The organism is Pseudomonas sp. NFIX28 (assembly GCF_900107395.1).
GTDB lineage: Bacteria > Pseudomonadota > Gammaproteobacteria > Pseudomonadales > Pseudomonadaceae > Aquipseudomonas.
This window is the reverse complement of the sequence record NZ_FNPW01000009.1, coordinates 42,151-58,897: the sequence shown is the minus strand read 5'-3', so window position 1 is coordinate 58,897 and position 16,747 is coordinate 42,151. Positions and strand designations below refer to the sequence as shown.

The window sequence follows — 16,747 nt, the reverse complement described above, 5'->3', positions numbered from 1 at the left end:
ATACGACGGCTTGATTTTTTTGTCGATCGACCAATAATTGGCACCACTCCCCTTTGCACCGAGAACTGGACATGGCTGGCAGACCCCGCGAATTCGACCGAAAGCAGGCCCTGTACAAGGCGCGCGATGTGTTCTGGCAGCGCGGCTTCGAGGCCACCTCCATGTCCGACCTGGTGGACGCGCTGGGCATTGCCTCGGCGCGCATCTATGCGGCCTTCGGTTCCAAGGAAGCGTTATTCCGCGAGGCCATCGAACTTTATGAATCGGGCGACGGCGCCTTTGCCGACACCGCCCTGGGCGACGACATCAGCGCCCGCGACGCCATCGAACGCATGCTCAGGGAGGCCGTCGAGCTCTACACCCAGCCCGACCGCCCCCTGGGCTGCATGGTGGTGTCTTCCGCCACCAACTGCTCGACGGACAACGACGGCATCAGGGAATGGCTGGCCGAACACCGCCGCGACCGGACCCGCTCCATCATCGAGCGACTGGAGCAGGCCGTGCGCTCAGGCGAGCTGCCCAAGCGCACCGACGTGATGTCCCTCGGCGACTGCTATGCCACGGTGCTGCATGGGCTGTCGGTGCAGGCCCGGGATGGCATCGGCCGGGCGCGACTAATGGCGATGATTCCCATGGCCATGGCGGCCTTCGATGCGCAGACCGAAGCGGCCACTTAACCCTCGCCCGGCAGCCAACCGCGAATAAAAAAACGGCCCGGCGGATCGCCGCCAGGCCGCTTCGCTGTCGATGGCGCGGAGCTCGCCCCGCCCCATCAGCTACTCGGAGCGGAAGTTCCAGACGATCTCCACCACCCGCACGGCCAGGACCAGATACAGCAGGAACAGGGTGATTTGCAGCACCCAGTGGTTAGGCAGCTTGGCCAGGCGGCGCAAGCCGTCGCTGATGTTGAGCAGCATCAGCAGCGCCGACAGGCCGATCAGCCCCCAGCCGGTCAGGCTGGAGCCGAACAGACCCATGAACAGATGATGGTCGCTGTGCAGCGCATTGCTCCCGGCGGCGAACAGCAAGGCGCAGACCAGCAGGTTCTTGATGTTGTCGAAAATCCGCGTGGTCAGGTCGTCGTCCAGCAGCTGCAGATACTTTCGCCACAGTTTGCGCATGTTCAAGGCACCTGTTTTGCCGCAGGAAAAGAAAGGCCCGGTTAGCCAGGGCCGGAAGATCCGCCGGGCGCACCACCCAGCGTAGTGACGATCGGCGCAACGTGCCGTTGTGTACCACATTCGGCAAGGAAAATGGACGGCGGCAAGGGCCGGCCAGCCGATCTTTCGCGCGTTCACCAAATGTTAAGAATCGCCTCCGTATACTCGGGCCGCCAGGCCTTTCCGGCGCCACCTCTTCGGCAGTTCCCACCATGTCGCGACCCGCCCCGTTGCTGTTTCTGCTTGCCGCTTTGCTGTTCTTCTTCGCCCTGGGCAACCACCAATTGCAAGGCTCCACCGAAGCCCGGGTGGCCGGGATCGCCATGCAAATGCACCTGGACGACGACTGGGTGACACCGCGCCTGTTCGGCCAGCCCTTCCTGGAGAAACCGCCGCTGAGCTTGTGGCTCGACGCCAGCGCCATCCGCCTGTTCGGTGGCACGCCGTGGGCGGTGCGCCTGGCCTCGGCCTTTGCCGGGCTGTTCAGCGTCATGCTGCTGTACGCCATGCTGCGCCGCTTCGGCCGGCCAAAGGCGGTGGCCTGGGTGGCGGGCGCGATGCTGGCGACCATGGCCAGTTACTGGGGCAACGTGCGCGGGGTCGGTGAAGACGCCTTACTCAGCCTCGGCGTGAGCCTGGCGCTGCTGGCGTTTTTCCAGGCGCAACGGCGCCAGGCCGAACGCCAGCCGGCCACCCTGGGCTGGTTGCTGTTCGCCCTCGGCATCGCCATCGCCACCCTGAGCAAGGGCGTGCTGGGCCTGGCGATGCCGGGCGTGGTGATCTTCGCCTACCTGCTGGCCGACAGCCTGATCGAAAAGCGCTTCGCCTTCGGCCACTGGCTCAAGCCCGCCTTGCTCACCCTCCTCGGCCTGGTGCCGCTGACGATCTGGCTGTATTGCCTGTACCAGCGCGGTGGCCTGCAGGCCCTGGGCGAAGTGCTGTGGACCAACAGCGTCGGGCGCTTCGATGGCTCCTTTGTCGAGGCCGGGCACTACGAACCTTTCTATTACTACCTGGCCAAGCTGCCGCAGGCCTTCCTGCCGTGGAACATCCTGGTCTACCTGGGCCTGTGGCACTTTCGCAAAAGCCTGGTGAAAAACCGCTACCTGCTGTTTTTCAGCCTGTGGCTGCTGGCGCAGTTCACCCTGCTGTGCCTGGCGTCGAGCAAGCGCACCGTGTACCTGATGTCGCTGACCCCGGCCGCCGCGGTGCTCGCAGCCGAATACGCAGCGGTGCTGTACGAGCGCCTGCGCCAGCGCGCCGGGGGTGAAGGGTTCTGGGGTGTCGTCGGGCGCCAGCGCCGCGGCCTGGCCATGGGCGGGCTGGCGCTGGTGGTGTGCAGCTATCTGGCGGCCGCGCAATGGGCCGCGCCACGGGCCGATCGCACGCTGTCCTTTGTGCCGCTGATCAGCGAGATCCAGACGCTCCAGGCCGCCGGGCAACAGGTGGCGCTGTATCAGGCCAACGAGCGCACCGGCGGCGCCAGCGTGTTCTACACCCAGAGCCTGCTCAAGGACGTGCAGACCGAGGCTCAGCTGCGGGACTACCTCGGCGCTTCGCCCACCCACGTGGCGCTGATGGCCGCGCAGGACACCCCGCCGGCACCGCTCAAGGTGCTGAAGAAAATCCAGGTCAGCCGCCAGGCCTATTACTTCGTCAGTTATTGAGGCAGTGGGCGCACAGCGCTGAGCGAACGCCAGTCACCGGCTTCGATGAAACCGAGCATGCGCTGGCGACCAGCGCAGGTTTTACCACCGCAAGGCTGAGTCCCGACGTCACCTTCCAACCGCCCCCTTGAGCACCCGAGATTGATCGAGCAGTGCCGCCCCGGCCTGCCCCTGACAACCGCGCGCGGCAGCCGATCGATGCCGCGCACTTTAGGCCGCCAGGCGTGGGCCGGGGGGTGAAACGGATGTGAAAAAAGCTCAATCGGCCAGGCGGCGTGCGCAGCGAAAACAGGCCCTCGGCAAGCCCCAAAACAGTGCAAAAAACTAATCCGACGAAATCGTTTCAGCTATTGCCCCTGCCGCCGATACACACCTGCGAACAAATCCTTGCTGGCCACCAATAACAACAATCTTCCAGCGATACACGATCAAGCAGCACAACGTTCCTGGAGGAATTGCATGAATAGCTGGTTCGGCAACATCAGCGTCAACCTCAAGCTGGGCCTGGGCTTCGGCCTGGTCCTGGCCCTCACCACCATCCTTGCGATCACGGGCTGGACCAGCCTGGGCGGTCTGATCGACCGCAGCAACTGGATGAGCGACATCACCCAGCTGAACGCCGGGCTGACCAAGCTGCGCGTGACCCGCCTGCAATACATGCTGACCAACGGCGACGAAACCGCCGCGCAGAATGTGCAGGCCACCCTGGACGACTTCTCGGCCCAGCAGCAGAAGCTGCAGAACAGCTTCAAGAACCCGGCCAACGTCAAGCTGCTCAAGGAACAGGGCGCCACCATCAGCGCCTACCAGGCGTCCCTGAACAAGATGCGCAACGCCTACCGCAACGCCAATGCCGCCCGCGCGGTGATGAACGGCAACTCGGAAGCGGCGCGCAACCTGATCAACAGCATCACCGCGCACGTTCAGCAAATGCCCCTGAGCGACCAGCGCTTCGAACAGTTCCAGGCCATCACCAAGGCCCGCGAAGAGTTCCTGCTGGCGCGTTTCGAAGTCCGTGAATACATCTACAACAGCACCCCGGACGCCGAACGCAATGCCGCCGCCCAAATGAACGCGGCGATTGCCGCGCTGGGTGGCCTGGACAGCCATTTCAGCAGCACCCAGGGCGATGCCCTGCGCCAGTTGAAAACAGCGCTGGATGACTACCGCACCTCCCTGCTGACCTTCAAGGCCGCGGTCGGTGAAGCCGGCCAGGCGCGCAAGGAAATGACCGAACAGGGCGCCCTGATCGTCAGCCAGAGCGAAGAGCTGTACCAGTTCCAGCTCGACCGCCGCGACGAAGAAAGCGTCCAGGCCCGCAGCCTGCAAATGATCAGCACCCTGCTGGCGCTGCTGGTGGGCATCCTGGCCGCGGTGATCATCACCCGCCAGATCACCCGTCCACTGCGTGAAACCATGACCGTGGTCGAGCGCATCGCGTCCGGCGACCTGACCCAGGACGTGCGCGTTACCCGCCGCGACGAACTCGGCGTGCTGCAACAAGGCATCGGCCGCATGGGCGTGACCCTGCGCGAGCTGATCGGTGGCATCCGCGACGGCGTGACCCAGATCGCCAGCGCCGCCGAAGAGCTGTCGGCGGTGACCGAAGAAACCAGCGCCGGGGTCAACAGCCAAAAGGTCGAGACCGACCAGGTGGCCACCGCCATGCACGAGATGACCGCCACCGTGCAGGAAGTCGCGCGCAACGCCGAAGAAGCCTCGCAAGCCGCGGCCGCCGCCGACGGCGAAGCCCGCGAAGGCGACAAGGTGGTGGCCGAAGCCATCGCCCAGATCGAACGCCTGGCCAGCGAAGTGGTGCGCTCCACCGACGCCATGAGCGTGCTGCAACAGGAAAGCCAGAAGATCGGCAGCGTCATGGACGTGATCAAGGCCGTGGCCGAACAGACCAACCTGCTGGCCCTGAACGCCGCCATCGAAGCCGCCCGCGCCGGTGAAGCCGGCCGCGGTTTCGCCGTGGTCGCCGACGAAGTGCGCGCCCTGGCGCAACGCACGCAGAAGTCCACCGAGGAAATCGAAGGCCTGGTGGCCGGCCTGCAGAACGGCACCCAGCAAGTGGCCAACGTGATGAACAACAGCCGCAACCTGACCGACAGCAGCGTCGACCTGACCCGCAAGGCCGGTGCCTCCCTGGAGAACATCACCCGCACGGTGTCGAACATCCAGTCGATGAACCAGCAGATCGCCGCCGCTGCCGAACAGCAAAGCGCCGTGGCCGAGGAAATCAGCCGTAGCATCATCAACGTGCGCGACGTCTCGGAACAGACCGCCGCCGCCAGCGACGAAACCGCCGCGTCCAGCGTCGAGCTGGCGCGCCTGGGCAACCAGCTGCAAATGATGGTCAGCCACTTCCGCGTCTGACCCTCAAGGCCCTATCGCAAGCAACCTCGCTCGCGATAGGCCGCCCACCCTCCCCAATCCCCGTAGCCGCTGCCGCAGGCTGCGATAAGGCCGAAGGCCTTCGCCGGTCTCAAGACCTTGCGCCTGCTGCGCAGTCGATCGCAGCCTCGCGGGGCTCGGCAGCGGCTACAAAGCGCCGACCGGCAGGTCGCGCATGGCTTTTGACTTTGATCTACCCGCCCCATCGGCAAGAACCTCACTCTCAGACAGCGCCGTACACGAACTAACGCCCACAACCCCTGTAGCCGCTGCCGCAGGCTGCGATAGGACCGAAGGTCCTCCAGCGATCTCAAGCCCCTGCGCCCGCTTCGCGGCCGATCGCAGCCTCGCAAGCTCGGCAGCGGCTACAGGGTTTAGCGCCGACCGGTAGGTCGCGCATGGCGCTGCTTTGCCCTTTGGCTTTTGATCTTGATCTACCCGCCCCATCGGGAGGCCGAGTGGAGGTGTTCATCAGGGGGATGGCGCGCAGCGCCCCTCGACGCAGTCGAGGACATCGTATGGAGGTTGAAGCGAAGCCAACCGGAGTCGATGCCCCCTGAGGGACGCCGGAGCGAGGGAACCTGAGCGCAGCGAAGGCCGTACGCCAGGGGCGAGACCTTTTGGTTACTTTTGGGGCGTTTGCCAAAAGTGACCCGCCGTAAGGGCGGAACCCTAAGCGGCCGTGACCGCAGGAATGGATATGTACACCGTCCAAGAAATGCACCGCCAGAACAGACGTCATCGCGGGCAAGCCTCGCTCCTACGGAGGCTGACAAAACATGCCCCCCATAAGCCGCCGTTACCGCAGGAACGGATATGTACACCATCCAAAAAAATGCAGCGCCAGGACGGACGCCATCGCGGGCAAGCCTCGCTCCTACGGAAGCTGAAACCGTTGGTGGCCGCGACCGCACATCCAAAAAATGCAGCGCCAGCACAGACGCCATCCCGGGTAATCGAGCGCCGTCCGGCCGCTCCTACTCAATCCGCCAAATCCGCACCGTGGCGTTCTTCAACTCCAACGACCACTCCTCTTGCGACAAACGAAGCCGCCGCAGCGTCTCCCCCATCTGCGTCTCCGCCACATAATCCTTGGCAATCACCAGAATCAGGAACTTGTTCCGAAACCCCTCCATCCGTCGCAACCGATGCAGATCGGCAAACACCGACCACGCCACAGACTCCGCCGGGTCAACCTGCGGAAACCAGAGCCGGCCATCGCCATCTTCTTGCAGCACCGATAGGGTCTGGCCCATGCCCTTGCCCATCAGGCACTTGGGAAACGACACATCCCCCAGGCACTTCACCTCGGCCGCCATATCGAAGTCTTGCGTGTACAGGTCGACTTTGGTGCGTCCAACCGCGTTGCCGCCGGTCCAGACATCGGTATGACCCCGCTGCCAGGCATACAGGCTGAGCTCGGCCTGAATCCAGTGCTCCCGGCAATCGCTCAGCTCCAGCACCTGCGCCATGCGCTCGCTGATCGCATCGAACGCCCCGAGAAAAACCTCTGGCCATGCAATGGCTGTGTTCATTTTTTGGACTCCGTTCCTGAAAGGGTCAGGGGGAGCTTTCGCGCTCCCCCAAGTGTGCTGCCTCTTGCGTATCGGCCCCCGTTGCCGCGTCTTGAACCGTCAACGCCCTCGCCAGCCCAAGGCAGCCCCTTACCGGGTCCCGCGCAAGCGCAACGCCGACGGCATGAAGTAAGCGTCTTCCGGCACCGGTTGGGCAAAGTCCACGGTCTGCGCTTCCTCGTTATCCAGGTTCTGCACGTAGTAGCGGCGCGCCTGCAGGTCGTGGAACACGTCCAGCGCGCTCCAGGTCGTCGGCAGGTCGTAGAAGTTCTTCAGATAGGCCATCGACACCCGCCACAGATCGCCGCGGCCATCGTATTGGTCCACCACCGCCGCGCCCCAGCTGTCCTCGTCGAGAAACAGCACACGCTTGGAATAGATGTGCCGGGCGTTGGGCTTCAAGGTGCCTTCCACCACCCACACCCGATGCAGCTCATAACGGCTGTGCTGCGGGTTGAGGTGCCCGGCGTGGAGCAAATCGGCGTACTTCACCGCCGGGCTGGACACCTTGTAGTTGTTGTACGGAATGTAGATCTCCTTCTTGCCCAGCAGCTTCCAGTCGTAGCGGTCGGGCGAGCCGTTGAACATGTCGGTGTCGTCGGCCGTGCGCAAGCCGTCGGACGCGGCGATCGGCGTGTCGTACGCCAGGTTCGGCGCGCGCCGCACCCGCCGCTGGCCGGCGTCGTAGATCCAGGCCTGGCGGGCCTCCTTGATCTGGTCCAGGGTCTCATGCACCAGGGCGGCGCCACCGGCCAGGCGTGCCGGGCTTTTCACGAAGGCCAGGTAATAGAACAGCACGTTCTTCAAGCCGGCGAATTGCCCGTCCTTGCGGTAGTAGTTGAACAGCCCTTCCTGCTGCGAGGTCACCAGCGCGAAGCTGCCATTGCGCTGCACCGGCGCCTCGGAAGCGCGGCGTACCACATAGGTGCCGCGGTAGCGTGTGATGTGGTTCCACAAGGCCTCGACCCCACTTTTCGGGATCGGGAACGGCACCCCGCCGTAGGCGTCGGCAAAGCCGTTGCCACCGTCGAGCAGCTTGGCGCTGGTGGCGTTCTTGTAGGTGTTGTCATACACCCATTGCGGCGCCGAGCCAGAGCGGCGGCTCTTGTACACCGGCATCTGGAAGGTGTCCGGGTAGCTGTTGAACAGGGCGATTTCACCGGCGGTGAGGTTGGCCTTGTACTGCTCCAGGTTGGCCTTGGTGATGGTGAACAACGGCGTGTCGCCGGCGAACGGGTCGACATGGTGCTTGCCGGGTTGATAACCCTGGGGCGCCTGGGTGATGCCGCCGTCCCAGGCCGGAATGGTGCCGGCCGCGTTGCCGGCACGCTCGGCGCCCAGCGGCGTCAGGCTGCCCTTGAGTGTTTGCGCCTCATCGCCGTTCGCCGCCAGGGCGCTGGCAGCGGCCATGCCCAGGGCCAGCGCCAGGCCGGCGTGGATCAATCGGTGCTTGTGCAACATGGATGTTCTCCGAAGCGGCTCGACAGGTGCCGCAGGCTGATGGCTCACAGGAAGTACTTGAGGTTGAAACCGATGTTGTCGCGGTCACGCACGCCGTTGTTCTGGCCACCGCCGAAAAACTCGGTGTACTGCAACTCGGCTTCCAGCTTGTTCTGGTAGTTGGCCTTGACCCCCAGGGTGTAGGCCTTGCGGCCCTCGATGAAGTTGCCGGCCTGGTAGGAGTTGCCCTCGAAATCGTCCTTGTAGACCACGTAGGGCGACACGTTGACCCCGGCGTAGACGTCGTTCCAGGTGCCGTTGAACATCAGCGTGTAGCTGTAGGCGTTGCGGTTGACCTGGTCGTCGCGCTCGCCCCCGGAGACGTAGGAAAAGTTGCCGGTGCCGGCGTAATAGCGGGTGCTGCCGTCATGGGCCGTGTACTTCAGGCTGCTGCCGCGCAGGTGCTCGGAGGCCAGCTCGAAGACCCCGAACAACGAGTCGAACGACAGGCTTGGGCCGAAGTTGTAGATGCTGCCCAGGGAGGCGTTGAAGGCTTCGATCCGTTCGGCGTTATTGATCTCGCTGTCGAGCCGGACCATTTGCCCGCCGACATTCACGGTCCGGCCAGCCGCCGCGGCCGCCGCGCCGTTGGCCAGGTCGCCGACCAGGTCGTTGGTGGCCGCGATGCCGATCGGCAGGTTCGGCCGGTAAGCCAGTTCGCCGAACACCGATGCCGGCCCCAGGGTGGTGTTGAAGCTGAAGCCATACATGCGGATGTCTTCGGCGTACCGGCGGTGAGCCTGGATGTTGCCCATGACGTCGGCCGTGGCCAGGCCGTTGGCCAGCGCCTCGGCCTGGCTGCCGGCCACCGGGCGCAGCATATTGGCCAGGGCCTCCATGTCGACGCCCTGGTACCCGCCCAGGTCGGCGGCGATGGTGGGCTCCTTGGCGTGATAGTTGACCAGGTACAGGCCGAACTCGGTGCTGTTGAGCGACTCGGCCATGTAGCGAAAGGCAAAGCCGTATTGGCCGTCATTGCGCGCGTTGATGTCCTTGCCCACCGAGGCCACCTTGAGGGTGTTGCCGAATGCCGGGGTGATGCCGTTGGCGTACAGCCCGGTGCTGCGCAGCACGTTGCCCAGCACCGGGTTGTTGCCCAGGGATTCATACAGCCCGATGACGTTGCCGAAGCCCGGCACCGGGGTGTCCAACGCGGTGCCGGTGAAGTTGTTGTAGGCCGTGCGCCCGCCGTCGGCGAACAGGTCGGTCTGCGAGTAGAAGGTGCCGACCGGGTCGATGCGCGTTTCCTTCCAGTTCCACTGGTAGAAGCTTTCCAGGGTCAGGTTGTCGCTCAGGCCGATGTTGAAACTGATGGCCTCCACCGGCATCAGCACTTCCTTGACCTCGGCGCCGGGCAGGCGGTACTTGGCGGCGTCCACCGGGTTGGTGGTGTTGACCCCGCCGCGATAGAAAATCCCCTCGCCCCAGTTGAACACCTGGCGCCCGAGCCGCACCGACAGCGGCATCTGCGCCACATCCCAATTGCCGTAGACATAGGCGTCGAGCATCTCCACGCGGCTGCCGGCGATGTCGCGGGTCTGGCTGCTGAAGTGATCGTCCTGGGGGTTGCTCTGGCTCGGCTGCGAGGGCTGGTTGTTTTTGTAGTAGTCGTTGCGCTTGTCCATGATCTGGGTGTCATAGAACGCCGTGCCGCGCACGAACATGCCGTAGTTCTGGTAGTTGGCCTCCAGCTCCGAGGTGATCTTGTAGACCTCCGAAGCCAGCCCGGTGTCGAAGTTGCGATTGCCGTCGTTGGTGTTGACGTCATCGTTGCTCTTGTCCCGCCCCTGCACCCGCCACAGGCGGCCGTAGGACAAGGTGCTGTCGAACGAGCCGGTGACCTGGTTGTCCAGCACGCTGAACTCCAGGGCCTGCACCGTATCGACCGCGCACCATTGCAACAGGCCCAGCAGCCCGACCCCGGCACAGCTGGGTGCCGCGTACCATTTGCCCGGTGTCCCCGGGTGCTGACTCCACACGCTGATCGCCATCGCTTGCATCCCCCTGACTGACTCTTGTTATTTTTTTGCCGACTGGCGCTGCACTACTCGGTGCCTGGCCCGGCATCCGCCTGGATTCCGGCGCGCACAAAATTGCGGCTGTGGGCGCCCAGGTTCCGGATCAGTTGCAACAGTTGCTCGTTCAGCGCCGCATGCTCATGACGTTCCCGGGCCAGCACGTTGCCGGCGCTGAAGCTCTGGTTGGCCGCCGGAGTCTGCAGCCACTGGCCGATGGCTTCGTCGAAGGCCGCGGCCTGGGCGCTGGATTCGGCGCTGACCACCTCGCGCGGGTAGTCCGGCGAATAGGCCGGGTAGTTCGCGTCCCGCTCGGTGTCGGCATAGGCCGCCAGCAGCGGGTGTTGCTGCCCGGCCAGCAGCAGGCCGTGCAGCCAGTTGAACTGGTATTTCTCCACTTCCGTGTGGCGGGTGGCGGCGCGTTCGATCGCGGCTTTCTTGTCCGCGTCGTAGCCGGCCAGGGCCTTGCTCTCCATCAGCAGCATGTCGGCCAGGTCGACGCCCGGCAGCGCCGTGGCGTGGTAGGGCTGGGTCAGGTCCTGGATGTAATGCAGGCCCCAGCCGAGAAAGCGGTAGCCCCAATACGGATGGCCGCTGGCGAAGGCAAAGCGCGCCAGGTCGAGAAACTGGTAGGCCCGCCAGTGCGGCCAGTTGCGTTGCAGGAACGGCGCGGCGGCATACACCACCGGGTTTTCATGGAAGAAGCCCATGTGGAACGGCGCCTGGGAGCTGTACTGGAAACGCGCATCGCCAAAGGGTTGCGGGCCGAAGCCATAGCGCGCGCCGACATCGCCGGGGTTGTCGCTGAACAGGTTGATGTCGTGGCCGTAGTCCGGCTCGTCGGCGGCACTGGCCAGCACCGCCAGCGGCGCGACGCGCTCGGCGGGAGCCAGGGCAATGAAGCGCTGGATGTTCCAGGGCGAAAGGGTTTGCTCGACCATCACCTGGTCCGCCGCCAGGTGCTGGCGTTGCGGCTGGTCTTGCCCGGTCATTGGCTGGATCGCCAGCGCCAGGTGGATCTTCGGGTTGAGCCGCAGCGCCTGGAGGAATGCCTGGCGCGGATTGTCCCCGGGCCGCTCGCCCAGCTTCAGCTCGTCCGGGCGCGGCGGATAGTGCGCCAGGCGCTCCCGGGCGAACTGCTCCTGCCGCTCGAGCAGGACCACCAGCCCCGCATGCTCCTGCACCAGGAACCGCTCCAGGGTTTCGACCTCGACTTCGGGCGCGTCGCGCAACTGCGGCAACGCCTGCAAGGCCAGGTAGCTGCCCACGGTATGGTTGGACCAGGCCAGGGCATCGGGCGCCATCGCGCAGGTTCCCCACGCCAGCCCCCACCACAGCGCTACAGACAACTTCATCGGCTTTTCGCTCTTATTGGATCAATCGACACTGGGGATCGAGCCTAACAACCGCCCCCGGGCCTGACACTGTCCAATCTGGCCAAAAAAACTCTCCGATAGCGCCACGCCGTCGCCCACGCGCCCAGCCACCCGCCAACGCCGCGCGCCGGCAAAAACCCGGCGCGACAGGCGCTGGCGCGCGGTCGGTTCAGGCCGGGTAACCGGTGATCTCGCGGATGCTGCGGTACAGCGGGCTGAGCTGGCGGTACATGCGCACGTACACCTCGCGGTACAGCCGCTGATAGATCTGCTGCGCCTGGGGTTGCGGCTGGAAGACCTCGGCGACGCGGGTCATGCCGGCGATAGCCGTGGGGAAATCCGGGTACAGGCCCAGCCCGACCGCACAGGCAATCGCCGCGCCGAGCCCGGAGGCTTCGTACACATGCGGACGCTCGGCGGGCAGGCCGAAAATGTCCGCCGTCAGTTGCATCGCCGCATCGCTCTGGGAACCGCCGCCGGCCACCCGCAAGCAGGTAATCGGGGTGCGGGTGCGCTGCTCGATGCGCTCCTTGCCCTGGCGCAGGGCGTAGGCCAGGCCTTCGAGAATCGCCCGGTAGATATGCGCCCGGGTGTGCACGTCGCCAAAGCCGATCATCGCGCCCTTGGCCTCGACGCCCGGCTCGCGGATTCCGGGCGACCAGTAAGGTTGCAGCATCAGCCCCATGGAGCCGGGCGGCACCGCGTTGACCAGGGCGTCGAACAACACCTCCGGCTCCGTCCCTTGCTCGCGGGCCTGCTGCATTTCCCGCAGGCCGAACTCCTGCTTGAACCAGCTGACCATCCAGTAGCCGCGATAGATCATCACTTCGCAGTTGTAATGGTCGGGCATCGCCGAGGGGTAAGGCGGGATCAGCGGGATGATTTCCCGGTAGCGCGAGCGCGTGGTGGTGATGGTCGCCGTGGTGCCGTAGGACAGGCAGGCGGTGCTGCTGTCCTGCACCCCGGAACCCAGCACTTCACAGGCCTTGTCGGCCCCCGCGGCAATCAGCGGCAGGCCTTCGGGAATCCCGGTCAGCTGGCTGGCCGCGGCGCTGATGTGCCCCAGGACCTCGCCCGGCTTGCGCAGGCTCGGCAGTTGCTCGGGGCGCACCGCCAGGGCCTGCCATTTCCAGTCACGGGGCGTGGCCCAGCGCAGGCGCTTGTAGTCGAAGGGCAAAAAGGCCACGCAACAGCCGACCGAGTCGACAAAGTTTCCGGTCAGCCGATGGGTGAGAAAGCCCGACAGCAGCAACAGCTTGTCGGTGGCCGCCCAGACCTCGGGCTGGTGCCGGGCGATCCAGTTGACCTCGGCCTGGGCGCGAAAGTAATCCACCGTGGCCTGGGCCCCGATCAGTTTGAACAGCCAGCTCCAGGGGCCCTTGATGTCGCCCTCGACTTCGCTCTGGCGCTGGTCGAGCCAGAGGATTGCCGGGCGCAGCGGCTTGCCGTCGGCATCGACGTTGATCAGGGTGCCGCGCTGGGTCGTCAGCGACACGCCGCGGATCTGCCGGCGATCGATGCCGGTCTGCTGCCACAGCTGCTGGCAGGCCTCGCCGAGTTTGCGCCAGTAGTAATCGGGGTCCTGTTCGGCCCAGCCGGGCTGGCTGGAATAGTAGGCCTGCAACTCGACCTTGCCCTTGCCCAGCAGGTTGCCTTGCAGGTCGAACAACAGGGCCCGCACGCTCTGGGTGCCATTGTCGATCGCCAGCAGATAGGGCTTGTCGTTGTTCATGGATGGCTCTTGGGTAGGCTTCGATAGGCAACCTCGGGCAGGCTGTGATAACGCAGCCACAGGTCGTGATAACGCTGTTGTTCCTGCTCCCAGCGCGCGTCGTCCCAGCCGAGCAGGGGCTGGCACAGTTCGCGGATCGCCGGCAGTTCGGCCGCCGCGCCGTTGGCCAGCAACAGGCCCAGGCGGGTGCGGCGCAGCAGCAGGTCGTCCAGGTGCAGGACCATTTCGCTTTGGGCGGCAAACGCCAGCTCGGCCCACAAGGTGTCGCTGCTGCCGACGCAGCCGCATCCCAGCTGCGCCAGCCACTGCGCCAGTCGCGGCAGGTCGCGCCCATGGCGCCCGGCCAGGCGGCGCAACTGGCCGCTGCTCAGGCCTTCGATCTCCACCGCCGGCACGGCCGCGAACACCGCCGCGTCGCCAGTGTCCAGGGTTCGCCCGAGCATCTCCGCACAGGCCTGCAACACCTCGATAGCCTGGGTACGAAAGGTGGTCAGCTTGCCGCCGGCCAGGGTCACGCAGCCCGGCTCGCACCACAGCGCATGCTCGCGGGTTTCATTCGAAGGCTTGCCCGCCGCGTCGGCATTGCCCACCACCGGGCGCACCCCGGACCAGGTCGACAGCACATCGGCGGCACTGATGCAGGCCTCGGGAAATTGCTGTTCGCAGGCCGCCAGCAGATAGGCCAGCTCCTCGGCACTGATGCGCGCGCTCTGGTCGAGGTCGTCGCGGTGGTCGAGGTCGGTGGTGCCGACCACGGTCGCGCCTTCCCAGGGAAACACGAACACCGGGCGCCGGTCGCTGCCATGCAGGAAGCTGAACGCCTGGGCCACCGGCAGGCGCCAGCCGGGCAGCAACAGGTGGCTGCCGCGCAGGGGCCGCAAGTGACGGTTCTCGCCGGGCGGCGCGAAACGCCCGGCCCAGGCCCCGCTCGCCACCGCCAGCACCGAACAGCGCAGGTTCAGCGTCTGGCCGCTTTCCACGTCCTCGACCGACACCCCGCACACTCGCCCCTGCTCGCGCAGCACCTGCTGCACGCGCAGGCCATTGAACGCCTGGGCGCCATCGGCCCGCGCCTCGGCCAGTACCCGCATCACCAGCCGGGCATCGTCGGTCAGGGCATCGAGAAAACACGAGCCGCCGAGCAAGCCTTCGGCCTTGATGCCGGGCGCCAGGTAGCGCATCTGCTCGACATCATGGAAACGATGGTTGCGCCGCCCGGCCAGGGCGTCGTACACCGCCAGCAGGCCGCCGAACACCCGCGGCCCGGGAAACACGCCGCGATAGTGCGGCATCAGAAAGCTCATGGGCTCCACCAGCCCGGGCGCCTCGTCGAGCAGGCGCTGGCGTTCACGCACCGAATCGCGGGTCAGGCGCCATTGGCCCTTGGCGATGTAGCGCAGGCCGCCATGGACCATTTTCGAGGAGCGGCTGGAAGTGCCCCAGGCAAAATCGCGCTGCTCCAGCAACAGGCAGCGCCAGCCGCGCCGCGCCGCCTCCCGCAGGATCCCGGCCCCGCTGATGCCGCCGCCGATCACGATCAGGTCCCAGTTCTGGCCCGCCAGGGTCGGCAGCTGTGCCTGGCGCCATTGGGCGTTCCATTCCGTGCTCATGGGCCTCACTCCTCCAGCAGGGTGCCGGGGTTGAGACGCCCGGCAGGGTCGAAGTGCCGGCTGAGGCTGCGCAGGGCGGCGATCGCCAGCTCGCCTTTTTCGTGCGGCAGGTAGGGCGCGTGGTCCTTGCCCACGCCGTGCTGGTGGCTGATGGTGCCGCCGTGCTCGACGATGGTCTGGCTGGCCGCATGCTTGAGCGCCTTCCAGCGGGCCAGGGTGGCCGGGTAATCCGCGGCCGGGCGGAACACGTAGCTGGTGTAGATGCTCGAGCCCTCGCCGTAGACATGCGACAGGTGGGTGAAGACATGGACCCGTTCGCCTTCGGCCGCCAGGCAATCGCGCAGGCTGGCCTCGATGCGCTGCAACAGGTTGTCGACGTTGCTCCAGTCGGTGGCGGTCTCCAGGGTGTCGACCACATAGCCGGCGTGCCAGAGGCTCTCGCGCAGGTAGGGAAACCGAAAGCGGTTGTGCGCCCACTTGTTGCCCAGCAAGGTGCCGGTGAACACCCCGCCGAAGGCCTTCAAATGCTGCCTGGCCTGGCGCAGGGACAGGGCGTTCTGCTGGCGGTTGCCGGTCACGCCGAAGGTCAGCAGGCACTTGCCCTGCCCCGCCCCGCGCAGCTTGAGGTATTTCTCCAGCCAGGCGATCTGCCGTGGATGGCCGGCCAGGGCCAGCTGGGTCTCGGTTTCCACTGCGTTCGACAGCCGCAGCATGGACAGCGGCACCCGCGCCTGGGCCAGTTGGCGGATGGCTTGCAGCGCCTTGGGCCAGTCCGGCAGGAACACGCCGTAGAAGCGCTCGTCCTCGACCAGCGCGCTGACCCGTACCTTGACCGAGGAAATGATCCCGAAGCGGCCCTCGCAGCCCAGCACCACCTCGCGCAGGTCCGGCCCCGCGGCGGACGCCGGGAATGCGGGAATCTGCAAGGGGCCGGCGAAGGTTTCCAGGGTGCCGCCGGCGAACAACTGCTCGATGCGCCCATAGCGCAGGGATTGCTGGCCGCTGGAGCGGCTGGCGACCCAGCCGCCCAGGGTCGACAGCTCCCAGGACTGCGGGAAGTGCCCCAGGGTGTAGCCGCGGGCGCGCAGCTGGCTTTCCACCTGCGGGCCGCTGGCGCCGGGGCCGAAGGTGGCGATCAGGCTGCTTTCGTCCAGTTCCAGCAGGCGATTCATCCGCGCCATGGACACGGTCAGTACCGGCCGCGTCGAAACGGGCGGGTTGATGTGCCCGGCCACCGAGGTGCCGCCGCCGTAGGGAATCAGGCACAGGTCCTGCTGTTCGGCCATGACCAGCAGTTGGCGAACCTGCTCGGCGCTGTCGGGAAAGGCCACGCCGTCCGGGTAGCGCTCCAGCGTGCCTTCGCGCAGGGCCAGCCAGTCCGGCAGGCTCTGGCCGCGGGCATGCAGCAGCCGGTCATGGGCCTCGATGCTGTACAGCGCATGGGGCATCAGGCGCGACGGCGGCACCCGGGTCAACGCGGTTTCCAGCGAAGCATCCGCCAGCCGGCTCCCCGCGCCGATACGCTGCGCAAGAAACCCCGCCCCCTGGGCGGGCAATTCGACCACCGTGCTTTGTTCGCCCCAGCCGTTCCAGCGTCGCATGCCTGTGCCCCTTGTATCGTGCTTATTAGTGTTGGTTTGCAAGGCCCCCATACTAGTTCGCGGCGCACGGGTGTCACGGTCGCATCAGGCCAGTTCGAGTAGCCAATTGGGTCAG

At 65.9% G+C, this 16,747-nt stretch carries 11 protein-coding genes and 1 pseudogene; 4 read left to right on the top strand and 8 right to left on the bottom strand.

The window, feature by feature from the left end; all coding sequences use genetic code 11:
* Positions 1-71 precede the first annotated feature (71 nt).
* Positions 72-677: a TetR/AcrR family transcriptional regulator gene (locus BLV20_RS18005; protein WP_092303736.1), complete on the top strand. Its 606-nt coding sequence runs from the start codon at positions 72-74 to the stop codon at positions 675-677.
* A 99-nt stretch (positions 678-776) separates the two neighbouring features.
* Here the strand turns inward: BLV20_RS18005 and BLV20_RS18000 are convergent, their stop codons facing one another.
* Entirely contained in the window at positions 777-1,121 is a 345-nt protein-coding gene (locus BLV20_RS18000) for a hypothetical protein (protein WP_092303734.1), read from the bottom strand.
* A gap of 251 nt (positions 1,122-1,372) precedes the next feature.
* Here BLV20_RS18000 and BLV20_RS17995 point away from each other — a divergent pair, with 251 nt between their 5' ends.
* The 3 genes and pseudogenes from BLV20_RS17995 to BLV20_RS32090 all read left to right on the top strand — a co-directional run bounded on the left by BLV20_RS17995 (position 1,373) and on the right by BLV20_RS32090 (position 5,206).
* Positions 1,373-2,827: an ArnT family glycosyltransferase gene (locus BLV20_RS17995; protein WP_092303732.1), complete on the top strand. Its 1,455-nt coding sequence runs from the start codon at positions 1,373-1,375 to the stop codon at positions 2,825-2,827.
* Between the two features lie 459 nt (positions 2,828-3,286).
* Positions 3,287-4,300 (top strand): annotated as a pseudogene (locus tag BLV20_RS32095) (methyl-accepting chemotaxis protein); the annotation flags it as partial.
* 42 nt (positions 4,301-4,342) lie between these two features.
* A complete protein-coding gene (locus tag BLV20_RS32090; RefSeq protein ID WP_371914326.1) occupies positions 4,343-5,206 on the top strand; it encodes a methyl-accepting chemotaxis protein in 864 nt (287 codons plus the stop codon).
* Between the two features lie 995 nt (positions 5,207-6,201).
* On the opposite strand, the gene BLV20_RS17985 is transcribed toward BLV20_RS32090, so the two are convergent.
* The 7 genes from BLV20_RS17985 to BLV20_RS17955 form a co-directional block, all read right to left on the bottom strand.
* Positions 6,202-6,759 carry a hypothetical protein gene (locus tag BLV20_RS17985; protein ID WP_092303728.1) on the bottom strand — a complete coding sequence of 186 codons (558 nt, stop codon included), beginning with the start codon at positions 6,757-6,759 and terminating at the stop codon, positions 6,202-6,204.
* Between the two features lie 129 nt (positions 6,760-6,888).
* Entirely contained in the window at positions 6,889-8,259 is a 1,371-nt protein-coding gene (locus tag BLV20_RS17980; protein WP_092303726.1) for a DUF1329 domain-containing protein, read from the bottom strand.
* A gap of 44 nt (positions 8,260-8,303) precedes the next feature.
* The gene (locus tag BLV20_RS17975) at positions 8,304-10,289 is read right to left on the bottom strand and encodes a DUF1302 domain-containing protein (RefSeq protein WP_256577822.1); all 1,986 of its coding nucleotides are present in this window, start codon (positions 10,287-10,289) and stop codon (positions 8,304-8,306) included.
* Positions 10,290-10,342: 53 nt separating this feature from the next.
* Entirely contained in the window at positions 10,343-11,668 is a 1,326-nt protein-coding gene (locus BLV20_RS17970; RefSeq protein WP_092303724.1) for a phospholipase C/P1 nuclease family protein, read from the bottom strand.
* Between the two features lie 190 nt (positions 11,669-11,858).
* Positions 11,859-13,421 carry an FGGY-family carbohydrate kinase gene (locus BLV20_RS17965; RefSeq protein ID WP_092303722.1) on the bottom strand — a complete coding sequence of 521 codons (1,563 nt, stop codon included), beginning with the start codon at positions 13,419-13,421 and terminating at the stop codon, positions 11,859-11,861.
* Complete coding sequence (locus BLV20_RS17960) at positions 13,418-15,031, bottom strand: glycerol-3-phosphate dehydrogenase/oxidase (protein WP_092303720.1); 1,614 nt, start codon at positions 15,029-15,031, stop codon at positions 13,418-13,420. Before BLV20_RS17960 ends, BLV20_RS17965 begins: the two co-directional genes overlap by 4 nt.
* Positions 15,032-15,036: 5 nt before the next feature.
* The gene (locus BLV20_RS17955; protein WP_092303718.1) at positions 15,037-16,632 is read right to left on the bottom strand and encodes an FAD-binding oxidoreductase; all 1,596 of its coding nucleotides are present in this window, start codon (positions 16,630-16,632) and stop codon (positions 15,037-15,039) included.
* Between the last annotated feature and the right edge of the window lie 115 nt (positions 16,633-16,747).

Excerpts from the sequence above, each read along its gene's own strand:
- BLV20_RS18005 (WP_092303736.1), top strand. The coding sequence starts at position 72 with ATGGCTGGCAGACCCCGCGAATTCGACCGAAAGCAGGCCCTGTACAAG.
- BLV20_RS18000 (WP_092303734.1), bottom strand. The coding sequence starts at position 1,121 with ATGCGCAAACTGTGGCGAAAGTATCTGCAGCTGCTGGACGACGACCTG.
- BLV20_RS17995 (WP_092303732.1), top strand. The coding sequence starts at position 1,373 with ATGTCGCGACCCGCCCCGTTGCTGTTTCTGCTTGCCGCTTTGCTGTTC.
- BLV20_RS32090 (WP_371914326.1), top strand. The coding sequence starts at position 4,343 with ATGGGCGTGACCCTGCGCGAGCTGATCGGTGGCATCCGCGACGGCGTG.
- BLV20_RS17985 (WP_092303728.1), bottom strand. The coding sequence starts at position 6,759 with ATGAACACAGCCATTGCATGGCCAGAGGTTTTTCTCGGGGCGTTCGAT.
- BLV20_RS17980 (WP_092303726.1), bottom strand. The coding sequence starts at position 8,259 with ATGTTGCACAAGCACCGATTGATCCACGCCGGCCTGGCGCTGGCCCTG.
- BLV20_RS17975 (WP_256577822.1), bottom strand. The coding sequence starts at position 10,289 with ATGGCGATCAGCGTGTGGAGTCAGCACCCGGGGACACCGGGCAAATGG.
- BLV20_RS17970 (WP_092303724.1), bottom strand. The coding sequence starts at position 11,668 with ATGAAGTTGTCTGTAGCGCTGTGGTGGGGGCTGGCGTGGGGAACCTGC.
- BLV20_RS17965 (WP_092303722.1), bottom strand. The coding sequence starts at position 13,421 with ATGAACAACGACAAGCCCTATCTGCTGGCGATCGACAATGGCACCCAG.
- BLV20_RS17960 (WP_092303720.1), bottom strand. The coding sequence starts at position 15,031 with ATGAGCACGGAATGGAACGCCCAATGGCGCCAGGCACAGCTGCCGACC.
- BLV20_RS17955 (WP_092303718.1), bottom strand. The coding sequence starts at position 16,632 with ATGCGACGCTGGAACGGCTGGGGCGAACAAAGCACGGTGGTCGAATTG.